The 22,562-nt window shown below is 60.4% G+C and carries 25 protein-coding genes and 1 pseudogene; 10 read left to right on the top strand and 16 right to left on the bottom strand.

Going from position 1 to position 22,562, the window contains the following annotated elements; all coding sequences use genetic code 11:
- Positions 1-309: 309 nt before the first annotated feature.
- Entirely contained in the window at positions 310-1,935 is a 1,626-nt protein-coding gene (locus tag K7431_RS15560; protein ID WP_012722537.1) for a glucan biosynthesis protein D, read from the top strand.
- Between the two features lie 53 nt (positions 1,936-1,988).
- On the opposite strand, the gene K7431_RS15555 is transcribed toward K7431_RS15560, so the two are convergent.
- From K7431_RS15555 to K7431_RS15545, 3 genes are all read right to left on the bottom strand, one after another.
- Positions 1,989-2,174, bottom strand: coding sequence for a hypothetical protein (locus K7431_RS15555; protein ID WP_012722536.1), 186 nt, complete (start codon positions 2,172-2,174; stop codon positions 1,989-1,991).
- Positions 2,175-2,445: 271 nt separating this feature from the next.
- Entirely contained in the window at positions 2,446-3,552 is a 1,107-nt protein-coding gene (locus K7431_RS15550; RefSeq protein ID WP_012722535.1) for an NADH:flavin oxidoreductase/NADH oxidase, read from the bottom strand.
- A gap of 127 nt (positions 3,553-3,679) precedes the next feature.
- Positions 3,680-5,581 (bottom strand): potassium transporter Kup, encoded by a 1,902-nt coding sequence (locus K7431_RS15545; protein ID WP_012722534.1) that lies wholly within the window; start codon positions 5,579-5,581, stop codon positions 3,680-3,682.
- Positions 5,582-5,956: 375 nt separating this feature from the next.
- Here K7431_RS15545 and K7431_RS15540 point away from each other — a divergent pair.
- From K7431_RS15540 to tsaA, 6 genes and pseudogenes are all read left to right on the top strand, one after another.
- Positions 5,957-6,091 (top strand): annotated as a pseudogene (locus K7431_RS15540) (DNA-binding protein); the annotation flags it as partial.
- 181 nt (positions 6,092-6,272) lie between these two features.
- On the top strand, positions 6,273-7,613 hold the full coding sequence (gene rimO, locus K7431_RS15535; protein ID WP_012722533.1) for a 30S ribosomal protein S12 methylthiotransferase RimO: 1,341 nt from the start codon (positions 6,273-6,275) through the stop codon (positions 7,611-7,613).
- 97 nt (positions 7,614-7,710) lie between these two features.
- The gene (locus tag K7431_RS15530) at positions 7,711-8,178 is read left to right on the top strand and encodes a GNAT family N-acetyltransferase (protein ID WP_012722532.1); all 468 of its coding nucleotides are present in this window, start codon (positions 7,711-7,713) and stop codon (positions 8,176-8,178) included.
- Positions 8,179-8,280: 102 nt separating this feature from the next.
- Positions 8,281-8,991: an rRNA pseudouridine synthase gene (locus K7431_RS15525; protein WP_012722531.1), complete on the top strand. Its 711-nt coding sequence runs from the start codon at positions 8,281-8,283 to the stop codon at positions 8,989-8,991.
- A 68-nt stretch (positions 8,992-9,059) separates the two neighbouring features.
- A complete protein-coding gene (locus tag K7431_RS15520) occupies positions 9,060-9,521 on the top strand; it encodes a DUF1456 family protein (RefSeq protein ID WP_012722530.1) in 462 nt (153 codons plus the stop codon).
- Between the two features lie 3 nt (positions 9,522-9,524).
- The gene (gene tsaA / locus K7431_RS15515) at positions 9,525-10,220 is read left to right on the top strand and encodes a tRNA (N6-threonylcarbamoyladenosine(37)-N6)-methyltransferase TrmO (RefSeq protein WP_012722529.1); all 696 of its coding nucleotides are present in this window, start codon (positions 9,525-9,527) and stop codon (positions 10,218-10,220) included.
- A gap of 62 nt (positions 10,221-10,282) precedes the next feature.
- Here tsaA and fpr read toward each other — a convergent pair whose 3' ends face one another.
- A complete protein-coding gene (gene fpr, locus K7431_RS15510) occupies positions 10,283-11,062 on the bottom strand; it encodes a ferredoxin-NADP reductase (RefSeq protein ID WP_003189055.1) in 780 nt (259 codons plus the stop codon).
- A gap of 125 nt (positions 11,063-11,187) precedes the next feature.
- On the opposite strand from fpr, the gene K7431_RS15505 reads away from it, so the two are divergent.
- Complete coding sequence (locus tag K7431_RS15505) at positions 11,188-12,114, top strand: LysR family transcriptional regulator (RefSeq protein WP_012722528.1); 927 nt, start codon at positions 11,188-11,190, stop codon at positions 12,112-12,114.
- Between the two features lie 3 nt (positions 12,115-12,117).
- On the opposite strand, the gene K7431_RS15500 is transcribed toward K7431_RS15505, so the two are convergent.
- From K7431_RS15500 to K7431_RS15490, 3 genes are all read right to left on the bottom strand, one after another.
- Entirely contained in the window at positions 12,118-12,486 is a 369-nt protein-coding gene (locus K7431_RS15500; RefSeq protein ID WP_173390397.1) for a diacylglycerol kinase, read from the bottom strand.
- 69 nt (positions 12,487-12,555) lie between these two features.
- Positions 12,556-13,206 carry a response regulator transcription factor ErdR gene (gene erdR, locus K7431_RS15495; protein ID WP_012722526.1) on the bottom strand — a complete coding sequence of 217 codons (651 nt, stop codon included), beginning with the start codon at positions 13,204-13,206 and terminating at the stop codon, positions 12,556-12,558.
- Positions 13,207-13,459: 253 nt separating this feature from the next.
- On the bottom strand, positions 13,460-14,179 hold the full coding sequence (locus K7431_RS15490; RefSeq protein WP_012722525.1) for a tRNA-uridine aminocarboxypropyltransferase: 720 nt from the start codon (positions 14,177-14,179) through the stop codon (positions 13,460-13,462).
- Positions 14,180-14,358: 179 nt separating this feature from the next.
- On the opposite strand from K7431_RS15490, the gene K7431_RS15485 reads away from it, so the two are divergent.
- Both K7431_RS15485 and K7431_RS15480 read left to right on the top strand, forming a co-directional pair.
- A complete protein-coding gene (locus tag K7431_RS15485) occupies positions 14,359-14,799 on the top strand; it encodes a PA3611 family quorum-sensing-regulated virulence factor (protein ID WP_043204871.1) in 441 nt (146 codons plus the stop codon).
- 377 nt (positions 14,800-15,176) lie between these two features.
- Positions 15,177-16,289 (top strand): TIGR00730 family Rossman fold protein, encoded by a 1,113-nt coding sequence (locus tag K7431_RS15480; RefSeq protein ID WP_012722523.1) that lies wholly within the window; start codon positions 15,177-15,179, stop codon positions 16,287-16,289.
- 243 nt (positions 16,290-16,532) lie between these two features.
- Here the strand turns inward: K7431_RS15480 and recX are convergent, their stop codons facing one another.
- The 9 genes from recX to K7431_RS15435 all read right to left on the bottom strand — a co-directional run bounded on the left by recX (position 16,533) and on the right by K7431_RS15435 (position 22,560).
- The gene (gene recX, locus K7431_RS15475) at positions 16,533-17,000 is read right to left on the bottom strand and encodes a recombination regulator RecX (RefSeq protein ID WP_012722522.1); all 468 of its coding nucleotides are present in this window, start codon (positions 16,998-17,000) and stop codon (positions 16,533-16,535) included.
- An 8-nt stretch (positions 17,001-17,008) separates the two neighbouring features.
- Entirely contained in the window at positions 17,009-18,067 is a 1,059-nt protein-coding gene (gene recA, locus K7431_RS15470) for a recombinase RecA (protein ID WP_012722521.1), read from the bottom strand.
- Between the two features lie 84 nt (positions 18,068-18,151).
- On the bottom strand, positions 18,152-18,652 hold the full coding sequence (locus tag K7431_RS15465; RefSeq protein WP_012722520.1) for a CinA family protein: 501 nt from the start codon (positions 18,650-18,652) through the stop codon (positions 18,152-18,154).
- A gap of 81 nt (positions 18,653-18,733) precedes the next feature.
- Positions 18,734-19,234, bottom strand: coding sequence for a lysis system i-spanin subunit Rz (locus K7431_RS15460; protein ID WP_012722519.1), 501 nt, complete (start codon positions 19,232-19,234; stop codon positions 18,734-18,736).
- Positions 19,222-19,779, bottom strand: a complete 558-nt coding sequence (locus K7431_RS15455; protein ID WP_043204870.1) for a glycoside hydrolase family 19 protein — start codon at positions 19,777-19,779, stop codon at positions 19,222-19,224. The genes K7431_RS15460 and K7431_RS15455 overlap by 13 nt, the downstream gene beginning before the upstream one ends.
- A 21-nt stretch (positions 19,780-19,800) precedes the next feature.
- Positions 19,801-20,811 (bottom strand): contractile injection system protein, VgrG/Pvc8 family, encoded by a 1,011-nt coding sequence (locus K7431_RS15450; RefSeq protein ID WP_012722517.1) that lies wholly within the window; start codon positions 20,809-20,811, stop codon positions 19,801-19,803.
- Positions 20,812-20,820: 9 nt separating this feature from the next.
- A complete protein-coding gene (locus K7431_RS15445; protein WP_012722516.1) occupies positions 20,821-21,033 on the bottom strand; it encodes a tail protein X in 213 nt (70 codons plus the stop codon).
- Positions 21,026-21,409 carry a phage tail protein gene (locus K7431_RS15440; protein WP_043204869.1) on the bottom strand — a complete coding sequence of 128 codons (384 nt, stop codon included), beginning with the start codon at positions 21,407-21,409 and terminating at the stop codon, positions 21,026-21,028. Before K7431_RS15440 ends, K7431_RS15445 begins: the two co-directional genes overlap by 8 nt.
- The gene (locus tag K7431_RS15435; RefSeq protein ID WP_012722514.1) at positions 21,409-22,560 is read right to left on the bottom strand and encodes a glycine zipper domain-containing protein; all 1,152 of its coding nucleotides are present in this window, start codon (positions 22,558-22,560) and stop codon (positions 21,409-21,411) included. The genes K7431_RS15440 and K7431_RS15435 overlap by 1 nt, the downstream gene beginning before the upstream one ends.
- Between the last annotated feature and the right edge of the window lie 2 nt (positions 22,561-22,562).

The following is a 22,562-nucleotide window of genomic DNA, read 5'->3' as shown; positions in this document are numbered from 1 at the left end:
ACCGGATCACCGCATGCCTTCAGGTATTTCGCGGCGCCTGGATTTGGGGCTGCTTCGCCGCCCAGCGCGGGGCAAGCCCGCTCACTACAGGGCTGCCTGACAATTGCAAATGTCTTGTGGAAATGTCTTGTCGCATTTGCAATGCCATCACCCCGCTATCAATCAATTTTCCTACGTCATCGAACCGCTTAAGCTATCCGGCGTCTGTTTAATGTCCGTTGCGTTTGGCCGAAGGCATGTCCGAACCGTAATTTCTGATCCAGCACGTGCCAGGAACGGCGCGGGATTTGCTCACGACAGGTTGTCTCTATGCACCGCAGGAATTTGCTCAAAGCGTCCATGGCCATTGCGGCTTACACCGGTTTATCCGCCAGCGGCCTGCTTGCCGCCCAGGCCTGGGCCGGGAACCGTGCCGCCGATGGCAAGGCCGTGGCGTTCGATTTCGAATCGCTCAAGGCCCAGGCCAAACAACTCGCCGGAACCGCTTACAAAGACACCCGACAGGTGCTGCCGCCGACCCTGGCGACCATGACCCCGCAGAATTTCAACGCCATCGGCTACGACGGCAACCATTCGCTGTGGAAGGAATTGAACGGCCAACTCGACGTGCAGTTCTTCCACGTCGGCATGGGGTTCAAGACGCCGGTGCGCATGCACAGCGTCGACCCCAAGACCCGTGAAGCGCGTGAGGTGCATTTCCGCCCTTCGCTGTTCAATTATGAAAAAACCACGGTCGACACTAAGCAATTGACCGGCGATCTCGGTTTCTCCGGCTTCAAGCTGTTCAAGGCACCCGAACTGGACCGGCATGACGTGCTGTCATTCCTCGGCGCCAGCTACTTCCGTGCGGTGGATTCAACCGGCCAGTACGGCCTGTCGGCCCGTGGCCTGGCCATCGACACTTACGCGAAAAAACGCGAAGAATTCCCCGACTTCACACAGTTCTGGTTTGAAACTCCGGACAAGAACGCCACTCGCTTCGTGGTCTACGCCCTGCTCGACTCGCCCAGCGCGACCGGCGCCTATCGCTTCGACATCGACTGCCAGGCGAACCAGGTGGTGATGGCCATCGACGCCCATATCAATGCGCGCACCACCATCGAACAACTGGGCATCGCGCCGATGACCAGTATGTTCAGCTGCGGCACCCACGAGCGCCGCATGTGCGACACCATCCACCCGCAAATCCACGACTCGGACCGCCTGGCGATGTGGCGCGGTAACGGCGAGTGGATCTGCCGTCCGCTGAATAACCCGGCCAAGCTGCAATTCAACGCGTTTGCCGATACAGACCCGAAAGGCTTCGGCCTGGTGCAGACCGACCATGAGTTCGCCAGCTACCAGGACACGGTGGACTGGTACAGCAAGCGCCCGAGCCTGTGGGTCGAACCGACCACCGCATGGGGCGAAGGCTCGATCGACCTGTTGGAAATTCCTACCACCGGCGAGACCCTCGATAACATCGTGGCCTTCTGGACCCCGAAAAAACCCGTGGCGGCCGGCGATTCGCTGAACTACGGCTACAAGCTGTACTGGAGCGCGCTGCCACCGGTGAGCACGCCGCTGGCACAGGTCGATGCCACCCGTTCCGGCATGGGCGGCTTTACCGAAGGCTGGGCACCGGGTGAGCACTACCCGGAAGTCTGGGCCCGCCGATTTGCCGTGGACTTCAAGGGTGGCGGCCTGGATCGCCTGCCAGCGGGCACCGGGATCGAGCCAGTGGTGACCTGTTCCCACGGCGAAGTGAAGGACTTCAGCGTGCTGGTACTCGACAACATCAAGGGCTACCGCATCCTGTTTGACTGGTACCCGACCAGCGACAGCGTGGAACCGGTGGAACTGCGCCTGTTTATCCGCACGCAAGACCGCACCTTGAGTGAAACCTGGCTGTATCAGTATTTCCCGCCGGCACCCGAGGCGCGTAAATACACATGATGCCAACTGTGGGAGCGGCGCACCGCCGCTCCCACAGGGCTCAAAGGCAGGCATCAGAACCGCGACACACTCTTCATCGCCCCAATCAGATACCGCATTGCCACCTGATCGTTCTCGGTCAAGGCGCGGTACTGCGCCAGCAATTCCACTTCATCCGAACTCAACCTTCGCCCCCGTAGAGACACCCTGCGCGTCAGAAAACACACCACCACACCCGCTACACCATAGGACTTGGCCATGGACTGCTTCTCCTGATATCCATCAAAAACTCCTGTTGCCCATTACCCGCCTCCCATGAAGCGCAATGCCTCAGTGAGCAAACCGACTGACTTCCTGGGCCAGAAGTCAGCTTTACCCTAAGCGTAGAAACGATCTCGAAATCTGTGGGATTTTTTTAGAGTATTCACTTAAAAAAGTATCGCGGTAACAAAGACCTACAGCCATTTCCCACGCTACAGCCGTAAAAAAACCCACCGGGTCAGGGTGGGCTCTGGTGAAGCGCGCAGCGGCTCAATCCCTCAAGTCAGACTCATGGATCGGCTGGTCACGATGGGTGGCGCGCTGATACTGCGCAGGCCAGGTGGCCTTGCGCCCGCCCAGGTCATCATCGGCATGCAGCGGCCAGTACGGATCACGCAGCAGCTCACGGGCGAGGAAGATGATGTCGGCCTGACAGGTGCGCAGGATGTGCTCGGCCTGGGCGGGTTCGGTGATCATGCCCACGGTGCCGGTGGCCATCCCCGACTCTTTGCGCACGCGCTCGGCGAAGCGGGTCTGGTAGCCGGGGCCGGTGGGGATCTCGGCGTTGGCGGCCGTGCCCCCGGACGAGACGTCGATCAGGTCGACCCCCAGGTCCTTCAGGCGACGTGCCAGCTCCACGGTTTCATCCGGGTTCCAGCCATCCTCCACCCAGTCGGTGGCCGACACCCGCACAAACAGCGGCAGTTCCTGGGGCCAGACTTCGCGCACGGCCTGGGTCACTTGCAACACCAGCCGGATACGGTTTTCAAACGAGCCACCGTACTGGTCCTGACGCTGATTGCTGATGGGCGAGAGGAATTGATGCAGCAAGTAACCGTGGGCTGCATGGATTTCCACCACTTCAAAGCCTGCGGTCAGGGCGCGCTTGGCGGCGGCGACAAAATCGGCGATCACTTGCTGGATCTGCCCTTCGTCCAAAGGCTTGGGTTGGGTGTGCTGAGGGTCGAAGGCAATCGGCGATGGCCCTACCGGCACCCAGCCGCCGTCTTCCGGCTTGACGCTGCCGTGCTTGCCGATCCAGGGCCGATGGGTACTGGCTTTGCGCCCGGCGTGGGCCAGTTGAATGCCGGCCACCGCGCCTTGGGCCGCGATGAAACGCGTGATGCGTTGCAGCGGTTCGATCTGCTCATCTTTCCACAGGCCGAGGTCTTCGGCAGTGATGCGGCCATCGGCGGTCACGGCGGTGGCTTCGGTGAAAATCAACCCCGCGCCGCCGACGGCACGACTGCCGAGGTGGACGAGGTGCCAGTCATTGGCCAGGCCATCGACGCTTGAGTATTGGCACATGGGCGAAACCGCGATGCGGTTGAGCAGGGTCAATTGGCGCAGGGTGTAGGGTTCGAGCAGCTGACTCATGGCGCACCTCTTCTGGGTTCTGTGGGCACTATTCAAACAGTGCTTAGAGCCTAGTCGACAACGCTGGATTGCACAGGGTTCAGAAAGGAAAGCGGGAGCCGATTGCCGGCTCCCGTGCTGAAAAAGCCTACATTTCGACCTGGGTACCCAGCTCGATCACGCGGTTTACCGGGAGTTTGAAGAAGCGCAGGTTGCCGTTGGCGTTCTTCAGCATGAAGGCAAATAAAGCTTCGCGCCAACGGGCCATGCCCTTGATTCGCGAGGCGATGACCGTCTCGCGGCTAAGGAAGTAAGTGGTGCGCATCGGGCTGAAGTCCAGCTCATCGAGGTGACACAACTTCAGCGCTTGGGGCACATCCGGCTCGTCGGTGAAACCAAAATGCAGGATGACGCGGAAGAAGCCTTCGCCATAGGCATCCACTTCAAACCGCCGTGCGGCCGGAACGCGCGGAATATCTTCGTAGACCACGGTCAGCAGCACCACTTGCTCATGCAATACCTGGTTATGCAGCAGGTTGTGCAACAACGCGTGAGGCACGGCGTCCGGGCGCGCGGTGAGGAACACGGCGGTGCCCTGCACCCGATGGGGCGGTTGCACACGGATGCTGCTGATGAAGATCGGCAGCGGCAGACCGCCTTCGTCGAGACGCTCCACCAGCAATTGCTTGCCGCGCTTCCAGGTGGTCATCAGCACGAACAACACGATCCCGGCCAATACCGGGAAGGCGCCACCCTGGATGATTTTCGGCACGTTGGCGGCAAAGTACAGCCCGTCGACCAACAGGCAGCAGACCAGAACCGGCACGGCCAGCACCGGTGGCCATTTCCACAGCAGCAGCATCACCGCCGACACCAGGATGGTGGTCATCAGCATGGTGCCGGTCACCGCGACGCCGTAGGCCGACGCCAGGGCGTTGGAGGACTCGAAGCCCAGCACCAGCAGGATCACGCCGACCATCAGCGACCAGTTCACCGCGCCGATATAGATCTGGCCTTGCTCGGCACTGGAGGTGTGCTGGATATGCATACGCGGGATGTAACCCAGCTGGATCGCCTGGCGGGTCAGCGAGAATGCGCCGGAGATGACCGCCTGGGAGGCGATCACCGTCGCCAGGGTGGACAACACCACCAGCGGGATCAGCGCCCAGCTCGGCGCCAGCAGGTAGAACGGGTTGCGCGCGGCTTCAGGGTCGCCGAGCAGCATCGCGCCCTGGCCGAAATAATTGAGCACCAGCGCCGGCAGCACCAAGATGAACCAGGCCCGAGCGATGGGTTTGCGGCCGAAGTGGCCCATGTCGGCGTACAACGCTTCGGCACCGGTCAATGCCAGCACCACCGCGCCGAGGATGGCCACGCCAATGCCAGGGTGAGCCTCGAAGAATCGCACGGCCCACATCGGGTTCATGGCACTGAGCACCTCAGGGTGCAGGGTGATCCCATACACACCGAGGCCGCCCAGCACCAGGAACCAGGTCACCATCACCGGCCCGAACAGCTTGCCGATGTGGTCGGTGCCGTGCTTCTGGATCAGGAACAGCGCCACCAGTACCACCAGGGCGATGGGCACGACCCATTTTTCCAGGCCGTCGAAGGCCAACTCCAGGCCCTCAACCGCGGACAACACGGAGATCGCCGGGGTGATCATGCTGTCACCGTAGAACAGCGCCGCGCCGCACAGGCCACACACCACCAGGAAACTGCGCAGCTTCTTGCGCTCCCCCGCTGCCCGTCGTGCCAGTGCAGTCAGGGCCATGATCCCGCCCTCACCCTGGTTATCGGCGCGCAGCACGAACAGCATGTATTTGATCGAGACCACCCAGATCAGTGACCAGAAGATCAGCGCCAGGATCCCCAGCACACCGTCGTGGTTGACCTGAACCCCATAACCGCCGTTGAACACCTCTTTAAGGGTGTAGAGCGGGCTGGTCCCGATATCGCCGTACACCACCCCGACCGCTGCCACCAGCATGCCAATCGGCTTGGCGTTTGACTGCTCGGCACCTGCTGCCTGATTACTTGCCTGACCCATCAACCACTCCTGCCCTTTGACCTGAGGTCTTTTATAAACAACGCATCTAAGCTGACCCTAGCATGCGCTGTTTTACTTCTCGTAACAGACGTTTTGTTGACCTTAGGATTTTACCTACCCGCAACGGCGCGAAGCATAGCGCAGCACTCGTTGCATTTCGCTGTTGAAGTGATTTGGAGAACAGGGCATTTTTGATAATGCCAGTCAGTTAGGAGGTAGAAAGGGTAAAAAGTACCTTGTGGCGAGGGAGCTTGCTCCCGTTGGCCGCGAAGCGGCTCCAGCACATTGTTTGAGAATGCAGGGACTGCTACGCAGCCCAACGGGAGCAAGCTCCCTCGCCACAGGACAGTGTTCACCCTTGACTGAATGGTAAATAGAGCAAATCTCTACAGATCCATCGCTGTCGGCGGCGATCCAAAGCTCTCCACCCTCCTGAAAGTGCTTCAGGCGTTAGGTGTAGGCATGTCTAAAGTTGTCTCGCACCGCGCGGAGCAAGACATCCGGGTTTAAGAGCGGGGTAAGGTCCGTGCGAATGACCCACTGCAGCGCTCGTCGCATTTCCCTGCATAAAGCTGGTCAAGTGCGCTGCCCGTCGCTAGAATTGCGCACTTTTTGATCAGAGGCACACCAAGTGCCCATCCGCAGCCCTGTCGTGCCCGACTGGCGGCGTCATTCAATACCGAGGTTAGACATGTCCACCACCACCGCAAAAGCCAACCCCAAGGTTGGCTTTGTTTCCCTGGGTTGCCCGAAGGCTCTGGTCGACTCCGAGCGCATCCTCACGCAACTGCGTATGGAAGGCTATGACGTTGTGTCCACCTACCAGGACGCCGACGTGGTGGTGGTCAACACTTGCGGCTTCATCGACTCGGCCAAGGCAGAGTCCCTGGAAGTGATCGGCGAAGCCATCAAGGAAAACGGCAAGGTCATCGTGACCGGCTGCATGGGCGTGGAAGAAGGCGCTATCCGCAACGTGCACCCGAGCGTGCTGGCGGTGACCGGCCCGCAGCAGTACGAGCAGGTGGTCAACGCCGTGCACGATGTAGTGCCGCCGCGCCAGGACCACAACCCGCTGATCGACCTGGTGCCGCCGCAAGGCATCAAGCTGACCCCACGCCACTATGCGTACCTGAAGATTTCCGAAGGCTGCAACCACAGTTGCAGCTTCTGCATCATCCCGTCGATGCGCGGCAAGCTGGTCAGCCGTCCGGTCGGTGACGTGCTCGATGAGGCCCAGCGCCTGGTCAAATCCGGCGTCAAAGAGCTGTTGGTGATCTCCCAGGACACCAGCGCCTACGGCGTCGATGTGAAGTATCGCACCGGTTTCTGGAACGGCGCGCCGGTGAAAACCCGCATGACCGAACTGTGCGAAGCCCTCAGCAGCCTGGGTGTGTGGGTGCGCCTGCACTACGTTTACCCGTACCCGCACGTGGACGAACTGATTCCGCTGATGGCCGCCGGCAAGATCCTGCCGTACTTGGACATCCCGTTCCAGCACGCCAGCCCGAAGGTGCTCAAGGCCATGAAACGCCCGGCCTTCGAAGACAAAACCCTGGCGCGCATCAAGAACTGGCGCGAGATCTGCCCGGAACTGATCATCCGTTCGACCTTCATCGTCGGCTTCCCCGGCGAAACCGAAGAAGACTTCCAGTACCTGCTGGACTGGCTGACCGAAGCCCAACTGGACCGCGTCGGCTGCTTCCAGTACTCGCCGGTCGAAGGTGCCCCGGCCAACCTGCTGGACCTGGCCGTGGTGCCGGACGACGTCAAGCAGGACCGCTGGGAGCGCTTCATGGCGCACCAGCAGGCCATCAGCTCGGCGCGTCTGCAGCTGCGTATCGGCAAGGAAATCGAAGTGTTGATCGATGAAGTCGACGAGCAAGGCGCCGTCGGCCGTTGCTTCTTCGATGCGCCGGAAATCGACGGTAACGTGTTTATCGACGACGCCAGCGGCCTGAAGCCGGGCGACAAGGTCTGGTGCACCGTGACCGACGCCGACGAATACGACCTGTGGGCTGAAAAGCGCGACTGATCGGCCACCCCATAAAAAGCCCTGCATCTGATCAAGATGTGGGGCTTTTTTAGGTCTATCGTTTGCCCATCGCCAATCATCGGCAGGGGCAGCGAGCATGCGTCGGCATTCGGTTATCCACACACCTAAAACCAGCGATTATCAAAAACTGACTGAAATATGGGAGTCCTCCGTGCGGGCGACCCATGATTTTTTGCCGGATAGCTACATCGAGCACCTGAGGCACCTGGTGCTGACTCACTATCTGGACACGGTGATGCTGATTTGCACCAAAGACTCGCACCAACGCATCACCGGGTTTGCCGGGGTGGCCACAGGTAAAGTCGAAATGTTGTTTATCGACCCGAAATACCGGGGCCAGGGCCTTGGCCGGCAATTGCTGCGCTATGCGATCGAGCATATGAACGCCGACGAGCTGGAAGTGAACGAGCAGAACCCCCAGGCGCTGGGCTTTTACCTCAAACAGGGGTTCGAGGTGATCGGACGCACGGAGCATGATGGCCTGGGACAGCCGTATCCGTTACTGCGTATGCGTTTGTGCCAGCAGCAACAGCGCAGTGGCTGACGAAACGCAGCGCCCACAAAAAGACAAAGCACTGAAATGGGGCCGGGATTAACCGGCGCCAGGCAGGTACAATAGCCGCCCCCTTTTGTTACGGCCCTTGTCATGACTGACCCCATACGCCTCTCCAAACGCCTTATCGAACTGGTCGGTTGCTCCCGTCGGGAGGCTGAGCTGTTCATTGAAGGCGGCTGGGTCTCGGTGGACGGTGAAGTGATCGACGAGCCGCAGTTCAAGGTCACCACCCAGAAAGTCGAACTCGACCCCGAAGCGAAGGCCACCGTGCCCGAGCCGGTGACCATCCTGATGCACGCGCCAGCAGGTATGGACGCAGAAACGGCGATGGCCTCGATCAGCGCCGAGACCCTGTCCGAAGAGCACCGCTTCAGCAAGCGCCCGCTCAAGGGCCACTTCCTGCGCCTGACCGCCAGCGCCGACCTGCAAGCCAAGGCCAGCGGCCTGCTGGTATTTACCCAGGACTGGAAGATTCTGCGCAAGTTGACCGCCGATGCCGCCAAGATCGAGCAGGAATATGTGGTGGAGGTCGAAGGCGACATGGTTGCCCACGGCCTCAACCGCCTTAACCACGGCCTGACCTACAAAGGCAAAGAGCTGCCGGCGGTCAAAGCCAGCTGGCAGAACGAGAACCGCCTGCGCTTTGCGATGAAGAACCCGCAGCCGGGTGTCATCGCGCTGTTCTGCGAAGCGGTCGGCCTCAAGGTTATCGCTATTCGCCGCATCCGCATCGGCGGCGTGTCCATCGGCAAAGTGCCAGTGGGCCAATGGCGGTACCTGTCCGGCAAAGAGAAGTTCTAAGCCGCTCCCCTATTATCGACATCGCCTGCCTGGGCGGTGTCCACCGTTGAAAACCAGGATTGCCCACCATGATTCACAATGACGTACTGCGCAGCGTGCGCTACATGCTCGACATCAGCGACAACAAGATGGTCGAGATCACCCAGCTCGGCGGCATGGAAGTCACCAAAGAAGACCTGCTGACCTACCTCAAGAAAGATGAGGAAGAAGGCTTCGTGTTCTGCCCGGATGAGGTCATGGCCCACTTCCTCGATGGCCTGGTGATCTTCAAGCGCGGCAAGGACGAAAGCCGCCCGCCGCAGCCGATCGAGACCCCGGTGACCAACAACATCATCCTCAAGAAACTGCGCGTGGCCTTCGAACTGAAGGAAGACGACATGCATGCAATCCTCAAGGCCGCCGAGTTTCCGGTGTCCAAGCCTGAGCTGAGCGCGCTGTTCCGCAAGTTCGGCCACACCAACTACCGGACCTGTGGCGACCAGCTGCTGCGTAACTTCCTCAAGGGCCTGACGCTGCGGGTTCGTGCGTAAGCCATGAGTTACAACGTCTCGCCCGTCGGGTTCGTGCGCTCCTGCTTCAAGGAGAAGTTTGCCATCCCACGCCAACCACAGCTGGCGCCCGCCGCCCGTGGTGTGTTGGAGCTGGTGGCGCCGTTCGACGGCGGTGACGCGGTGCAGGGCCTGGAACAGGTCAGCCATGTATGGCTGCTGTTCCTGTTCCACCAGGCGCTGGAAGACAAACCCCGCCTGAAAGTGCGCCCTCCCCGCCTGGGCGGCAACACGTCCATGGGCGTGTTTGCCACGCGCGCGACCCATCGACCCAATGGCATTGGCCAGTCGGTGGTGAAGCTGGACAAGGTGGAACCGGGGCGGTTGTGGATTTCCGGGATCGACTTGCTGGATGGCACGCCGGTGCTGGATATCAAGCCGTATGTGCCGTATGCCGACATCGTCGACACGGCCACCAATGACATCGCCAGCGGTGCGCCGCAGTTGATCCCCGTGCAGTGGCTGAAGACCGCCCTGCAACAGGCACAAGGCCATGCACAACGCCTTGGCGAGCCGCTGGTGGAATTGATCGATCAGTGTTTGGCGCAGGATCCACGGCCGGCGTACCAGACACCGGGACCAGAGCGGGAATACGGTGCGCAATTCTGGGATGTGGATGTGCGTTGGCACTATCCGGAGGCTGGGGTGATTTGTGTGCTTGAAGTGCTGCCAGCTAACTGAATAAACCGGAAACAAAATGTGGGAGGGGGCTTGCCCCCTCCCACATTTTTTTTGACCGGTGTTTATTTCTCGACGAATGCGCGCTCGATCAGGTAATCACCTGGCTCACGCATGCGCGGCGAAACCTTCAGACCGAAGCTGTTCAACACTTCGCTGGTTTCGTCCAGCATGCTTGGGCTGCCGCACAGCATGGCGCGGTCATCTTCAGGATTGATCGGCGGCAGGCCGATGTCGCTGAACAACTTACCGCTGCGCATCAGGTCGGTCAGGCGGCCTTCGTTTTCGAACGGCTCGCGGGTCACGGTCGGGTAGTAGATCAACTTGTCACGCAGGGCCTCGCCGAAGAATTCGTTCTGCGGCAGGTGCTCGGTGATGAATTCGCGGTAAGCGACTTCGTTGACGTAACGCACGCCGTGGCACAGGATCACTTTTTCGAACCGCTCGTAGGTTTCCGGGTCCTGGATCACGCTCATAAATGGCGCCAGGCCAGTACCGGTGCTGAGCAGGTACAGGTGTTTGCCCGGCTTCAAATCGTCAAGCACCAGGGTGCCTGTCGGTTTTTTGCTGATGATGATCTCGTCGCCTTCCTTCAAGTGCTGCAATTGGGAAGTCAGCGGGCCATCCGGCACCTTGATGCTGAAGAACTCCAGATGCTCTTCCCAGTTCGGGCTGGCAATGGAGTAAGCGCGCATGAGCGGGCGGCCGTTGGGCTGTTGCAGGCCGATCATCACGAACTGACCGTTCTCGAAGCGCAGGCCCGGATCGCGGGTGCACTTGAAGCTGAACAGAGTGTCGTTCCAGTGATGAACACTGAGGACACGCTCGTGGTTCATGTTGCTCATGTACGGGGAACTCCTGGAAATGGGTCTGCGCCAAAGGTGTGGATGCGCAATTGCACAGCATTCTAATGGCGGCGACAATATCTGTTAACTGGATTATTAAGATAAGGGTTATCGGTTATATCGATATGCGATTTACTCTCCGTCAACTGCAAGTCTTCGTCGCCGTCGCCCAGCAGGAAAGCGTCTCACGCGCTGCTGGCCTTCTGGCCTTATCTCAATCCGCCGCCAGCACTTCCATTACTGAGCTGGAGCGTCAATCCAGCTGCCAATTATTCGACCGCGCCGGTAAACGCCTGAGCCTCAACGCCCTCGGCCACCAGTTGCTGCCTCAGGCCGTGGCGCTGCTGGACCAGGCCAAGGAGATCGAGGACCTGCTGAACGGCAAGTCCGGCTTTGGCTCCCTGGCGGTCGGCGCTACCCTCACCATCGGCAACTATTTGGCCACCCTGCTGATCGGCAGCTTCATGCAACAGCACCCCGAGAGCCAGGTGAAGCTGCATGTGCAGAACACTGCCCATATCGTGCACCAGGTCGCGCATTACGAAATTGACCTGGGTCTAATCGAAGGCGACTGCAGCCACCCGGATATCGAGGTGCAAACCTGGGTCGAGGATGAATTGGTGGTGTTTTGTGCGCCGCAGCATCATCTGGCCAAGCGTGGCATGGCGAGCATGGATGAGTTGACCCACGAAGCGTGGATCCTGCGTGAACAGGGTTCGGGCACGCGCTTGACGTTCGACCAAGCCATGCGCCACCACCGCAGCACGCTGAATATTCGTCTGGAGCTGGAACACACCGAGGCAATCAAGCGTGCGGTGGAGTCGGGGTTGGGGATCGGCTGCATTTCGCGGCTGGCGCTGCGCGATGCATTCCGCCGTGGCAGCCTGGTGCCGGTGGAAACCCCGGACCTGGACCTGGCCCGGCAGTTCTACTTCATCTGGCATAAACAGAAGTACCAGACCTCGGCCATGCGCGAGTTCCTGGAGCTGTGCCGCGCCTTCACCGCCGGGGTCCAGCGCAGCGACGAGATCGTGCTGCCGAGCATTGCCTGAGGGTCAGACCAGGATCACGGCCCACACCAGAGTAATCATGGTCAGCGCGACGAACTGGGCGGCGCTGCCCATGTCCTTGGCGTTTTTCGACAGTGGGTGGCGGTCCAGGGAGATGCGGTCGATCGCCGCCTCCACCGCCGAGTTAAGCAACTCGACGATCAACGCCAGCAGGCACACGGCGATCAGCAAGGCCCGCTCGACCCGGCTGACATTCAGGAAAAAGCTCACCGGGATCAGGATCACGTTGAGCAGCACCAGTTGGCGGAACGCCGCCTCGCCGGTGAACGCTGCGCGCAGGCCGTCCAGGGAATATCCCCCTGCATTGAAAATACGTTTGATACCGGTTTGACCCTTGAAAGGCGACATAGAGATAGGCAACTGAACCAAAGGAGTGGGGAAACTAGATCACGCAAAGTCAAAAAAGCGTGAAGCGGTGAACGCCTAGTGCTGCGAAATTGACTCAAGTTGTTGCAAGAGCAGCGCCGCCTGGGTACGTGTACGCACGCCCAGCTTGCGGAAAATCGCCGTCACATGGGCCTTGATCGTCGCTTCCGACACGCTCAGTTCGTAGGCAATCTGCTTGTTCAACAAGCCCTCACAGACCATGGTCAGCACCCGGAACTGCTGGGGCGTCAGGCTGGCGAGGCCATCACGGGCGGCCTTGGCCTCGTCGGACACATTGATTTCTTCAAACGCCTGCGGCGGCCAGGACACATCGCCATCCAGCACGGCGCGCACCGCTTTCTGGATCTCTTCCATCGCGCTGGACTTGGGAATGAAACCGCTGGCGCCAAACTCCTTGGAGCGCACCACCACATCGGCCTCTTCCTGGGCGGAGACCATTACCACGGGGATCTGCGGGTATTGCCCACGCAACAGCACCAGCCCGGAGAAACCGTAGGCGCCGGGCATGTTCAGATCGAGCAGCACCAGGTCCCAGTCGGATTTTTCGGTGAGGCGGGCTTCCAGCTCGGCAATGCTGGCCACTTCGACCAGGCGCACGTCCGGGCCAAGGCCCAGGGTCACTGCTTGGTGCAGCGCGCTGCGAAACAGCGGGTGGTCGTCGGCTATCAGGATTTCGTATGTGGCCATTGATTAAATGATCCTGTTTTTTATGGGAGCCCTGATGGGTTCAGGGTTCGCCAGTACACAAGGCGACAGCCAGGCAGCTATCGCCACAGGGCACGCTCAACGTCAAAAGCCCCTGGAACGACGTCGAAAAATTCACGGTTGCACCCCAATCGGCGCCCAGCATGCCCAGCGTAGCCTGGGGGGTCAAGCACTACGCCCATGGGCATTTTAGCGGCGTGCGGGTTTAGGGTGCCATCATGCAAACGTCGTCTGGTTATACCGCCGTTACATAGGGCGCAAGACGAGTATGGACGATGTCCGTCGGGTCCAGGGGTAATTGGAACTTGGCCGCCAGGTAATGGGTGCTGAACACGTCCAGGTAGGCGTCGAGTACTTCGCAGGCGGCCTGGTCATCCGCCAGCTCAAGGCACAGGGCGGCGACTTCGGCGGTACAGAAGTGGTCGTCGCGCTTGGAACGACGCAGTTTGTAGCGTGACAGCTGTTCCGGCGCCAGGCTGAGTACCGGTAGGTGCTCCAGGTAGGGGCTTTTGCGGAACATCTTGCGCGCCTCACTCCAGGTGCCATCGAGCAAGATGAACAATGGGCGCTTGCCCTCTGCCACCGTCACTTCGCTGACGACACGCTCGGGCGCGACGAATTCGCCGGGGAACACGATATACGGCTGCCATTGTGGGTCGGCCAGCAAGGTGAGCAATTCAGGGTCAACTTCGGTACGCGACCAGGCGAACGCCGTGGTGTCGTCGATGACATCAGCGATCAGCCAGCCGGTGTTGCTGGGTTTCATCGGCTCAACGTCATGCATCAGCAGGCACATGGCGGATTTCGCCGCGACCTTGGGCCGCCAGGCACACAGGCAGTATTCAGGGATGACCCGGCAGCCAGGGCAACGCTCGGCACGCGAACCACGGTTGAGGAACGGCCGGACGGCGCGGGCCAGGCGCTGGGTGCGCAGGCGGGAAACGGCGTGGCTCATCGGATGCGCCGTGGGAACGGGTAAATCGACACGGTAAAAACTCGTGGAAGGCGGAAGTGGCCGCAGTTTACCAGCGATACGCCTGGCTGTAGTGGCAGGGGCTCACCTATAATTGCGCGCCACTGAACGCACAGCGCAGTGGCTGGTCTATGCACCAGTAACCGAATCAGGAGAGTTTCATGCTGCCTTCCATGCTGCGTTTTGTCGCCCCATCCGTCGCCCTCGCGCTGGTATTGCCCGTGTGCGCCCAGGCGGCCTCGCTGCTGGAGGCCCAAATGAACCGCAAGCTGCAAAGCGTCGCGGCGGAGAGCAACAAGGACCTGCCCCGGGAAATCGACGAAAAAACCCTGGAAGTCGCCTACACCGTAGAAGGCATGCAGCTGATCGATCACCTCAGCGTCTTGCCCGACCGCGCCGAACAGATGCGCGCCAACCCCAAGGCGGTGTATTTCCAACTGGGCCAGAGCGTGTGCCTGAACAAAGGCTACCGCGAGCTGATGGCCAAGGGCGCGGTAATGCGCTACGAAATCACCGAGAACAAGACCAACCGTCCTGTGGCATCGGTAAAGTTCGTCGAAGCGGATTGCCCGGCACCGGCTGCGGCGAAGAAGAAAAAGTAACCTTGGCCTGACCGTCGCGCGCTGCTGTCCGGTGGCGCGCACTCCCCCCGCTTCAACGCCCTGTGCGCGGCTAAACTCCCTGATGAGTGACCAATAAGCGGTTGCCAGCCAAGGGTTTTTCGGCCCATGATCAAGCCATCCCAACCACCCGTTAACAACGGTTTTCACGCCGTTCTGTAACATTTTCAGGGCAAAAGAGGGTTGCCCTCCTGCGACGTGCAGTGCAAAGGTTTTTAAATCACAAGGAACATACAGAGCCCGTTTGCCGCCTGGCGAACATGTGCAATGCCTTGGGCATGCAGCGACATATGCAGTGTCGCGGCCGCCGGACGAATTTCTCGCCGCAGGCCCCGCCTCTGTGAAGAAGGAGAAGTTGAATGCCTTACGAACCGAATGACAGCCTGCTCCGGCATTTTGAAGAAAACGGCGCCGACCTTACACAGCAGGTCGAAGCCCAACTCCAGCTGATCGCTCCCAACAGCCCTAATATCCCTCTGTATCGCGACATGATCCTCACCGTGCTGCGCATGGCCCAGGACGACCGCAACCGCTGGAACGCCAAAATCACCCTGCAAGCCATCCGCGAACTCGACCACGCCTTCCGCGTGCTGGAACAGTTCAAGGGCCGACGCAAGGTCACCGTGTTCGGTTCGGCACGCACCCCGGTGGAAAGCCCGCTGTACGCCCTGGCCCGAGAAGTTGGCGCTGCACTGGCGCGCTCGGACCTGATGGTGATCACCGGCGGCGGTGGTGGCATCATGGCCGCCGCCCACGAAGGCGCGGGCCTGGAACATAGCTTGGGGTTCAATATCACGCTGCCGTTTGAGCAGCATGCCAACCCGACCATCGATGGCACGGAGAACCTGCTGTCTTTCCACTTCTTCTTTACCCGCAAGCTGTTCTTCGTCAAGGAAGCCGATGCATTGGTCTTGTGCCCGGGTGGTTTTGGCACCCTGGATGAAGCGCTGGAAGTACTGACACTGATCCAGACCGGCAAGAGCCCGCTGGTGCCGGTGGTGCTGCTGGACGCGCCAGGCGGCGGGTTCTGGCAAGGCGCCCTGGACTTTATCCGCAGCCAGTTGGAAGCCAACCGCTACATCCTGCCTACCGACCTCAAGCTGGTACGCCTGGTGTACAGCGCCGAAGAGGCGGTTGAAGAGATCAACCAGTTTTATGCCAACTTCCACTCCACACGCTGGTTGAAGCGGGAGTTTGTGGTGCGCATGCATCACCCACTCAGTGACCGGGCATTGGCACATCTGCAGAGTGAGTTTGCCAGCCTGCGGTTGAGCGGGGAATTTCAGCAGCTTGCGTACACCGGCGAGGAGCATGATGAGCCGAGGTTCGGCCATTTGACGCGGTTGGTGTTCAACTTCAATGGTCGCGATCAGGGGCGGTTGCGCGAGTTGGTGGATTACATCAACTTGCCGGAGAACTGGGCGCAGGCTCAGGGGAAGGCGCAGCAGCGGGTGGCACCGGAGCCGGCTTGATTTTTTGAGGGCAAAAAAAAAGACCCACTATTTTCATAGTGGGTCTTTTTTGGGGGGGCTCAGTGGGGGGGATGGGGGTGATGGTGATGGGGCTGCTTCGCAGCCCAGCGGGAGCAAGCTCCCTCGCCACAACAAGCTCCCTCGCCACAGCTAGCTCCCTTGCCACAACAAAGCTCCCTTGCCACAGCAAGCGCCTTAGCCACGGTACGCCCGCTCACCACAACGGCCTGTACACCGAGATACTCAGTCGTCCATATCTCGACCGCTCAACAAGCGGCTGATCATCTCCATCGAAAACCCGCGATAACTCAGGAATCGCCCCTGCTTCGCACGCTCCCTGGCATCAATCGGAAGATGGCCAGAGAACTTGCGTCGCCAGGTGTCTTCCAGCTGCGCCTGCCAACTGATACCGCACTCACGCAGGGCAAGGTCGATATCCGCACGTTGCAGACCACGTTGGCTCAGCTCTTCACGGATGCGCGCTGGGCCGTAGCCGGAGCGGGCTCGGTAGGAGACAAAACTTTCAAGGTAACGAGACTCGGAAAGCAGCCCCTCTTCCGTCAAGCGGTCGAGGGCAGTTTCGATCATCTCGGGCTCCGCGCCGCGCTGACGCAATTTACGCGTCAGCTCGACTCGACCATGCTCGCGGCGAGCGAGCAGGTCCATTGCGGTGCGCCGAACGGCGACGAGTGTATCCAGTACAACAGTCATCGTTTGCTTCAGATGTCAGTGTCAGCTTCTTCAACTTCTGCAACCGGTTCACGGTTGGCGGCAGCTTTCACGTCTGGTGCTGCAGTCAGCAGCTTGTCGCGGATCTGCTTTTCAAGCGTGGCAGCAATGTCCGGGTTGTCCGCCAGGAACTTGGCCGAGTTGGCCTTGCCTTGGCCGATCTTGCTGCCGTTGTAGGCATACCAGGCACCGGATTTCTCGACGAAACCGTGCAGCACGCCCAGGTCGATCATCTCGCCGTTCAGGTAGATACCCTTGCCGTAGAGAATCTGGAACTCAGCCTGACGGAAAGGCGGTGCCACTTTGTTCTTCACGACTTTAACGCGGGTTTCGCTACCCACCACCTCGTCACCTTCTTTCACCGCGCCGGTACGACGGATATCCAGACGGACCGAAGCGTAGAACTTCAGCGCGTTACCACCGGTGGTGGTTTCCGGGCTACCGAACATCACGCCGATTTTCATACGGATCTGGTTGATGAAGATCACCAGGCAGTTGGCGTTCTTGATGTTACCGGTGATTTTACGCAGCGCCTGGGACATCAGACGGGCTTGCAGGCCCACATGCATGTCACCCATTTCGCCTTCGATTTCAGCCTTGGGTACCAGGGCTGCCACGGAGTCGACCACGATCACGTCGATGGCGTTGGAGCGCACCAGCATGTCGGTGATTTCCAGGGCTTGCTCACCGGTGTCCGGCTGAGAAACCAGCAGGTCGTCAACATTGACGCCCAGTTTGCCGGCGTATTCAGGGTCGAGGGCGTGCTCGGCGTCGACGAACGCACAGGTGGCGCCCATTTTCTGCGCCTGGGCAATCACCGACAGGGTCAAGGTGGTTTTACCGGAAGATTCAGGACCGTAGATTTCAACGATACGGCCTTTTGGCAGGCCGCCAATGCCGAGCGCGATGTCCAGACCCAGAGAGCCAGTGGAAATAGCCGGGATCGCCTGACGGTCGTGATCGCCCATACGCATTACGGCACCCTTGCCGAATTGACGTTCGATCTGACCCAGGGCCGCAGCCAAGGCTTTCTTCTTGTTGTCGTCCATTAAAGTCCTCACGTAATCAATAAGGCCGGGGCGGCCAACACCTGTATAAGTAGACAGTATTGTTCCACAAAGATCAGAGATCGCCTACCCCTGATTTTCTATTTCTGCTGCAGCTCGTCGCAACAAGCCCTCTAACGCGGCCTTTACCGTTTGTCGGCGGACCTCGTCGCGGTTGCCGGGGAAGTGCTGCAGCTCGGCCGTCAGCTCGTCACCAACGCCAAAGGCCAGCCATACAGTACCCACCGGTTTGTCCGGCGAACCACCGTCCGGCCCCGCCACGCCGCTGACCGCTACGGCAAATCGCGCGAGGCTTTTTTCCTGTGCGCCACGGACCATCGCCTCCACCACTTCCTGGCTGACCGCGCCGACTTTTGGAAACAACGTTTCCGGCACATTCAACTGCCGGGTCTTCTGGCGGTTGGAATACGTGACGTAACCCGCCTCGAACCAGGCCGAGCTTCCCGGGACCCGCGTGATGGCTTCCGCGATACCGCCGCCGGTGCAGGACTCGGCCGTGGTGACATGCGCATTGAGCACCTGCAAGCGGCGACCCAGTTCGGCAGCCAATTGAGTGATTTCCTTCACGGTCGTCTCCAGAAGTGGGCGGGGATTTGCCTACCCTACAGGAGCAAATCGCTCATGCAAGCGACAGACTGGAACAAGAGATTAACGGGCGACCGCGCGCACATAGGCCTGACAGGCGCGCAAGGCAATCAGGGCGTTGTCTCCGTCATCGGTGATGCCGATAATTCGCTGAGCATGCGCCGGGTCAAGTCGGGCTCGCGTGGCTGCATGAACCACGCTGCCGGCGGGGGCGGAGGCTGGCATTGTGCAGCCACTGGTGGACTCGGTGGCGTCGAGAAGGACTGACAACCGCACATCAGCAGTGGCCAGGCGGTCGCGCAGAGCAGCCTGGTGACGTTGGGCATCGCTTAACTCCCGCGCATGGTGTTGGTCACTGGCGTTGAGCTGTTGCTCAAGGGCCAGCCGTTTGGCGTGTTCAGCCTGCTGTTGATGCAAGGCTGCCTGGCTTTGCGCAGATAACGCCTGCGCCTGCGCCATCAACACATGTTCAAGCTGCGCAGCATGGCGCCAGGCCTGCACCTGCCAGGTCAGCGCCACCAGCAAGCACGCGCCGATGAGGCGGCATACGCCTAAGAAGCGCATAACACCGCCTTCGCCCGCGCCCACAAGCGCAAACGGTCTTCCAGGCCATTGAGCCCACCGTTGATACGCCGCGTGATGATGGTGAACTGATCCTTATCCGCCAGCTCGTTCAGGCCATTGCTCTGCCAAAACCAGGCGGCGGACTCGGCAGCCCATTGGGGTTGCTCCAGCAACACCGGCTCACGCAATAATCGTTCATCACCGAACAGCGCCTGGCTGCAAGCTAGGTAATTGCGCCGACCGGTGATCTGGATCAGCCCGCGGCCTCGGTACTTTTGGCCATCGCCATCCGGCTCGGGCGTGTTGCCCAAGCGCGCAGCCAATGCACCGGTATCGTACTTGCTCAAATAGGCGTCACTGCCGAGTTCGCGCACGTAGTGCAGTTCGCCGGACTCGTGGCCGATCTGCGCGAGAAAAGCAGCGGCACGCTGCACGCTGTTGATTTCGTAACGAATGAAAGCCGCATTCAACGCGGGTAAAAAAAGGCCCGCTACACGGCGGGCTCCTGGCATGATTTGAATCAATTGAGGCTGAGTTATCACCACCACACTCACCTTGAAAATCCCCTAGGTGGACAAACCACCGGCCGTGATCGAACTGCGATACCCCGTCACCGGGTCGCCCACATTGATGACCTTGGTTATCGACCATTGCCCCTGCATATACGCCGGCCAGGTGTCGTCCAGGCGCAACAGCCCTTCGGCGGCCAACAACGGGTTGCCGGGGCAATCGATCAACAGCTCCAGCCCCTCCCGCCCCACACGGCGCAACTCACCTTCGGCGACGGCACGCGCTTCTTCTTCGTTCTGACACCGCTGGCGCACGGTCTTGAACGGCGCGACCCCGATCTCAACCACGTGCTGCCTGCCCCCGGCAACATCCCACCAGGTGACACGGCTGCCGCCGTATTTGGAGCGCGCGTTGTCGTTGAGCGTGGCGGTGATGAAGGCGTGGTCACCGGGGCGGTTGTCCTGGGTCACGGACAATTTCACCTCCGGCAGTTGTTGAAGGGACAGCGATTTGACTTGCCCGGCCTCTGCCAGCACATACAGCTCGTTGAACGGTTTGGTCACCGCGCTATAGCGCCTGGCCAGACGCGTGATAAACGCCATATCGCTTTCGTTGGATTGGTCGATGTGGGCAATCGGAATGCCCTCCAGCGACGGCGCCACACGCGGTGAAAAACCATGCCGGCCGACCAATTGCCGAAACAGCGCCCCCAGCGTGGTAGGCCCGTAACTGGCGGAACGACGCTGACGGTAGCCGTGTGGGTCGCCCACGCTGAAAGGCGCGGCCGTCGCCACGATCATCAGGCGCATGGGAAACAGCACGGGGGTTCGCTGGGTGATGACGAACTCGCCCTTCTCTACCAGCCCCGACTCCGAGTAACCCACGCGCATGCCGACCTTGCCGCTCAAGCTTGGCAGGCCTTCAAGGCCTTCGATATTGAGCGTCAGTTCCAGCCGGTCAGACTCTATGCCCGCCGCGTCAGTGTGACTCCAATGCATGATGCGTTGATTGAGCAACGCCGCGTTGGCGCCGTAAAACTCCACGATCGGCGTAAATCCCTGTGCCATAAAACCTCCTCAATCCCATGCCAGAACAGGCTGCAACGCAGTCGGCCGCGATTGCATTTCAGGCACGCTCACCCACACACCGGCCGGAAGCACCGGCCCGTACTCGGCAAGGTCCGGGTTCAGGCGCCACAAGGTTTCTTCGGCGCCATCATCGCAACGCCCAAGCTCGCGGTAGAGCAGCAGGTTGACCGAATCACCGGCGATACTTCGCACTCTACGCATTGACGAATTCCTCCAGCTCAAGGCTCCAGGTCATGACCATGGCGGTGCCGTCATCGATCACATTGTTCTGGGTTTCCATCACCGAGTTGATCCGCCACAAGCCCCAGTTACGGCCGATCCCATCCACCAGCGGCAACGGCGTGCGCTGATTTTGCAGCGCGCGCAATTCATCCAGTCGCTGCATACCGATGCCGTACATGGCCGTGCCACTGAACGTAAGTTTTTCCAGCTTCTGGCCGCTCTGCCGCGACTGCGGCTTACTGGCGATTATCGCCAGGTCGTTCCAGCCGCCATCGCTGCTACGGGCCAACGTGGAATAGGCAAACCCTCGGGAGAGGCCAAAAATAAAGGCGCCCAGTACCATTTGCTGTCGCATCAATCACCTCCTGGATCGGCCAAAGCCGCGTTGCGCCGGATCCCCAACGCATCGGTGAGCATCGGCACACATTGGAATTGCAGGGCCTGGATAACCTGGTTGACCACCTGCTGGGCGTCGGCAGGATTGACCCCGGTGATCTGGATACTGGGGGCGATCGAGACTTGAACGTTGTCCGGGCGTGCATGGTTGAGTTCTTTGCTGACCGCGTTCGGTGACGGCAAGCGATCACTCGAACCGAACAGTTTGTCCCCCAACCAGGCGCCCGCCTCACTGCCCAGCAGACCACCGATCGCGCCGCCGACGGCAGTGCCTACGCCGGGTAAAACCAGAGTGCCGATGGCTGCGCCGGCAGAGGCGCCGGCCCAGGCTCCACCGGCGGTACTCAGGCCGGAACCGATGGCGTTGGCATCGCCGTGGCGCACGCCCTGGATCACGTCCAGGGCGGCGTCTGCGGTTCTCAAGGGGGCGAGCCGCCGGATGCCGACGGTTCCGAGTGTGGCAACGGTATCGGTCAAGGCACCGGAGGGGCCATTTGGCAGGCTGAGCCTTGGCGCTGCGACGCTTGCCCCGGCAAAGGACTGAAAGCCTTGCGAGGTCACACCCCACTGAATGCCTGGTGGCGAGCCACCCAGGGCCTGGCGGGCTTGCCCGAACAGGTTAAGTAGGCCTGAACCACCCCCACCGATTTTTTTGCGACCTTTGACCTTCTTGCTGATCGGGTCCAGGAGCCCATCAATGGCCTTGTCTGCGAGCTTGCCTTTCAGCGCATCCCACAATTCGCCGCCAACGGCCTTGACCATGCCCATCACAGCCCCGTCAGCGGGCGCCTTGGGTTCATCTTTCAACGCACTCGTGGCGACATCAGCCGCCCTGGGCGCCAGGGAATCGCTGTTGATGAACAACGTACTGTTAAGCGTCTCCAACGTCTCGCGCAGTCGCACTTGCTCTTGGGTCAAGGCGTTGATGTCCACACTGAGTGTGACCAGCGTAGAGCGCAGCTCCAACTGTGGCTGCGAGGCAGCCTCCAGGCTCACAGGTGCCGCGGCACGGGTGGAAAACGGTGCGAGCACATTGCCGAGATCGGCCTCGCCGATCATCCAGCGGAAGTCCTCCTGGGCGAGCTTGATCCCATATTTAGTTTCCTGCATCC

Origin of the sequence: Pseudomonas fluorescens group sp., from assembly GCF_020093335.1 — a bacterium.
Lineage (GTDB): Bacteria > Pseudomonadota > Gammaproteobacteria > Pseudomonadales > Pseudomonadaceae > Aquipseudomonas > Aquipseudomonas petroselini.
This window is presented reverse-complemented; position numbering and strand designations above follow the sequence as displayed.

What these genes read in the sequence shown, in the direction of transcription:
- K7431_RS15560 (WP_012722537.1), top strand. Translation starts at nt 310, where the DNA reads ATGCACCGCAGGAATTTGCTCAAAGCGTCCATGGCCATTGCGGCTTAC.
- K7431_RS15555 (WP_012722536.1), bottom strand. Translation starts at nt 2,174, where the DNA reads ATGGCCAAGTCCTATGGTGTAGCGGGTGTGGTGGTGTGTTTTCTGACG.
- K7431_RS15550 (WP_012722535.1), bottom strand. Translation starts at nt 3,552, where the DNA reads ATGAGTCAGCTGCTCGAACCCTACACCCTGCGCCAATTGACCCTGCTC.
- K7431_RS15545 (WP_012722534.1), bottom strand. Translation starts at nt 5,581, where the DNA reads ATGGGTCAGGCAAGTAATCAGGCAGCAGGTGCCGAGCAGTCAAACGCC.
- rimO (WP_012722533.1), top strand. Translation starts at nt 6,273, where the DNA reads ATGTCCACCACCACCGCAAAAGCCAACCCCAAGGTTGGCTTTGTTTCC.
- K7431_RS15530 (WP_012722532.1), top strand. Translation starts at nt 7,711, where the DNA reads ATGCGTCGGCATTCGGTTATCCACACACCTAAAACCAGCGATTATCAA.
- K7431_RS15525 (WP_012722531.1), top strand. Translation starts at nt 8,281, where the DNA reads ATGACTGACCCCATACGCCTCTCCAAACGCCTTATCGAACTGGTCGGT.
- K7431_RS15520 (WP_012722530.1), top strand. Translation starts at nt 9,060, where the DNA reads ATGATTCACAATGACGTACTGCGCAGCGTGCGCTACATGCTCGACATC.
- tsaA (WP_012722529.1), top strand. Translation starts at nt 9,525, where the DNA reads ATGAGTTACAACGTCTCGCCCGTCGGGTTCGTGCGCTCCTGCTTCAAG.
- fpr (WP_003189055.1), bottom strand. Translation starts at nt 11,062, where the DNA reads ATGAGCAACATGAACCACGAGCGTGTCCTCAGTGTTCATCACTGGAAC.
- K7431_RS15505 (WP_012722528.1), top strand. Translation starts at nt 11,188, where the DNA reads ATGCGATTTACTCTCCGTCAACTGCAAGTCTTCGTCGCCGTCGCCCAG.
- erdR (WP_012722526.1), bottom strand. Translation starts at nt 13,206, where the DNA reads ATGGCCACATACGAAATCCTGATAGCCGACGACCACCCGCTGTTTCGC.
- K7431_RS15490 (WP_012722525.1), bottom strand. Translation starts at nt 14,179, where the DNA reads ATGAGCCACGCCGTTTCCCGCCTGCGCACCCAGCGCCTGGCCCGCGCC.
- K7431_RS15485 (WP_043204871.1), top strand. Translation starts at nt 14,359, where the DNA reads ATGCTGCCTTCCATGCTGCGTTTTGTCGCCCCATCCGTCGCCCTCGCG.
- K7431_RS15480 (WP_012722523.1), top strand. Translation starts at nt 15,177, where the DNA reads ATGCCTTACGAACCGAATGACAGCCTGCTCCGGCATTTTGAAGAAAAC.
- recX (WP_012722522.1), bottom strand. Translation starts at nt 17,000, where the DNA reads ATGACTGTTGTACTGGATACACTCGTCGCCGTTCGGCGCACCGCAATG.
- recA (WP_012722521.1), bottom strand. Translation starts at nt 18,067, where the DNA reads ATGGACGACAACAAGAAGAAAGCCTTGGCTGCGGCCCTGGGTCAGATC.
- K7431_RS15460 (WP_012722519.1), bottom strand. Translation starts at nt 19,234, where the DNA reads ATGCGCTTCTTAGGCGTATGCCGCCTCATCGGCGCGTGCTTGCTGGTG.
- K7431_RS15450 (WP_012722517.1), bottom strand. Translation starts at nt 20,811, where the DNA reads ATGGCACAGGGATTTACGCCGATCGTGGAGTTTTACGGCGCCAACGCG.
- K7431_RS15445 (WP_012722516.1), bottom strand. Translation starts at nt 21,033, where the DNA reads ATGCGTAGAGTGCGAAGTATCGCCGGTGATTCGGTCAACCTGCTGCTC.
- K7431_RS15440 (WP_043204869.1), bottom strand. Translation starts at nt 21,409, where the DNA reads ATGCGACAGCAAATGGTACTGGGCGCCTTTATTTTTGGCCTCTCCCGA.
- K7431_RS15435 (WP_012722514.1), bottom strand. Translation starts at nt 22,560, where the DNA reads ATGCAGGAAACTAAATATGGGATCAAGCTCGCCCAGGAGGACTTCCGC.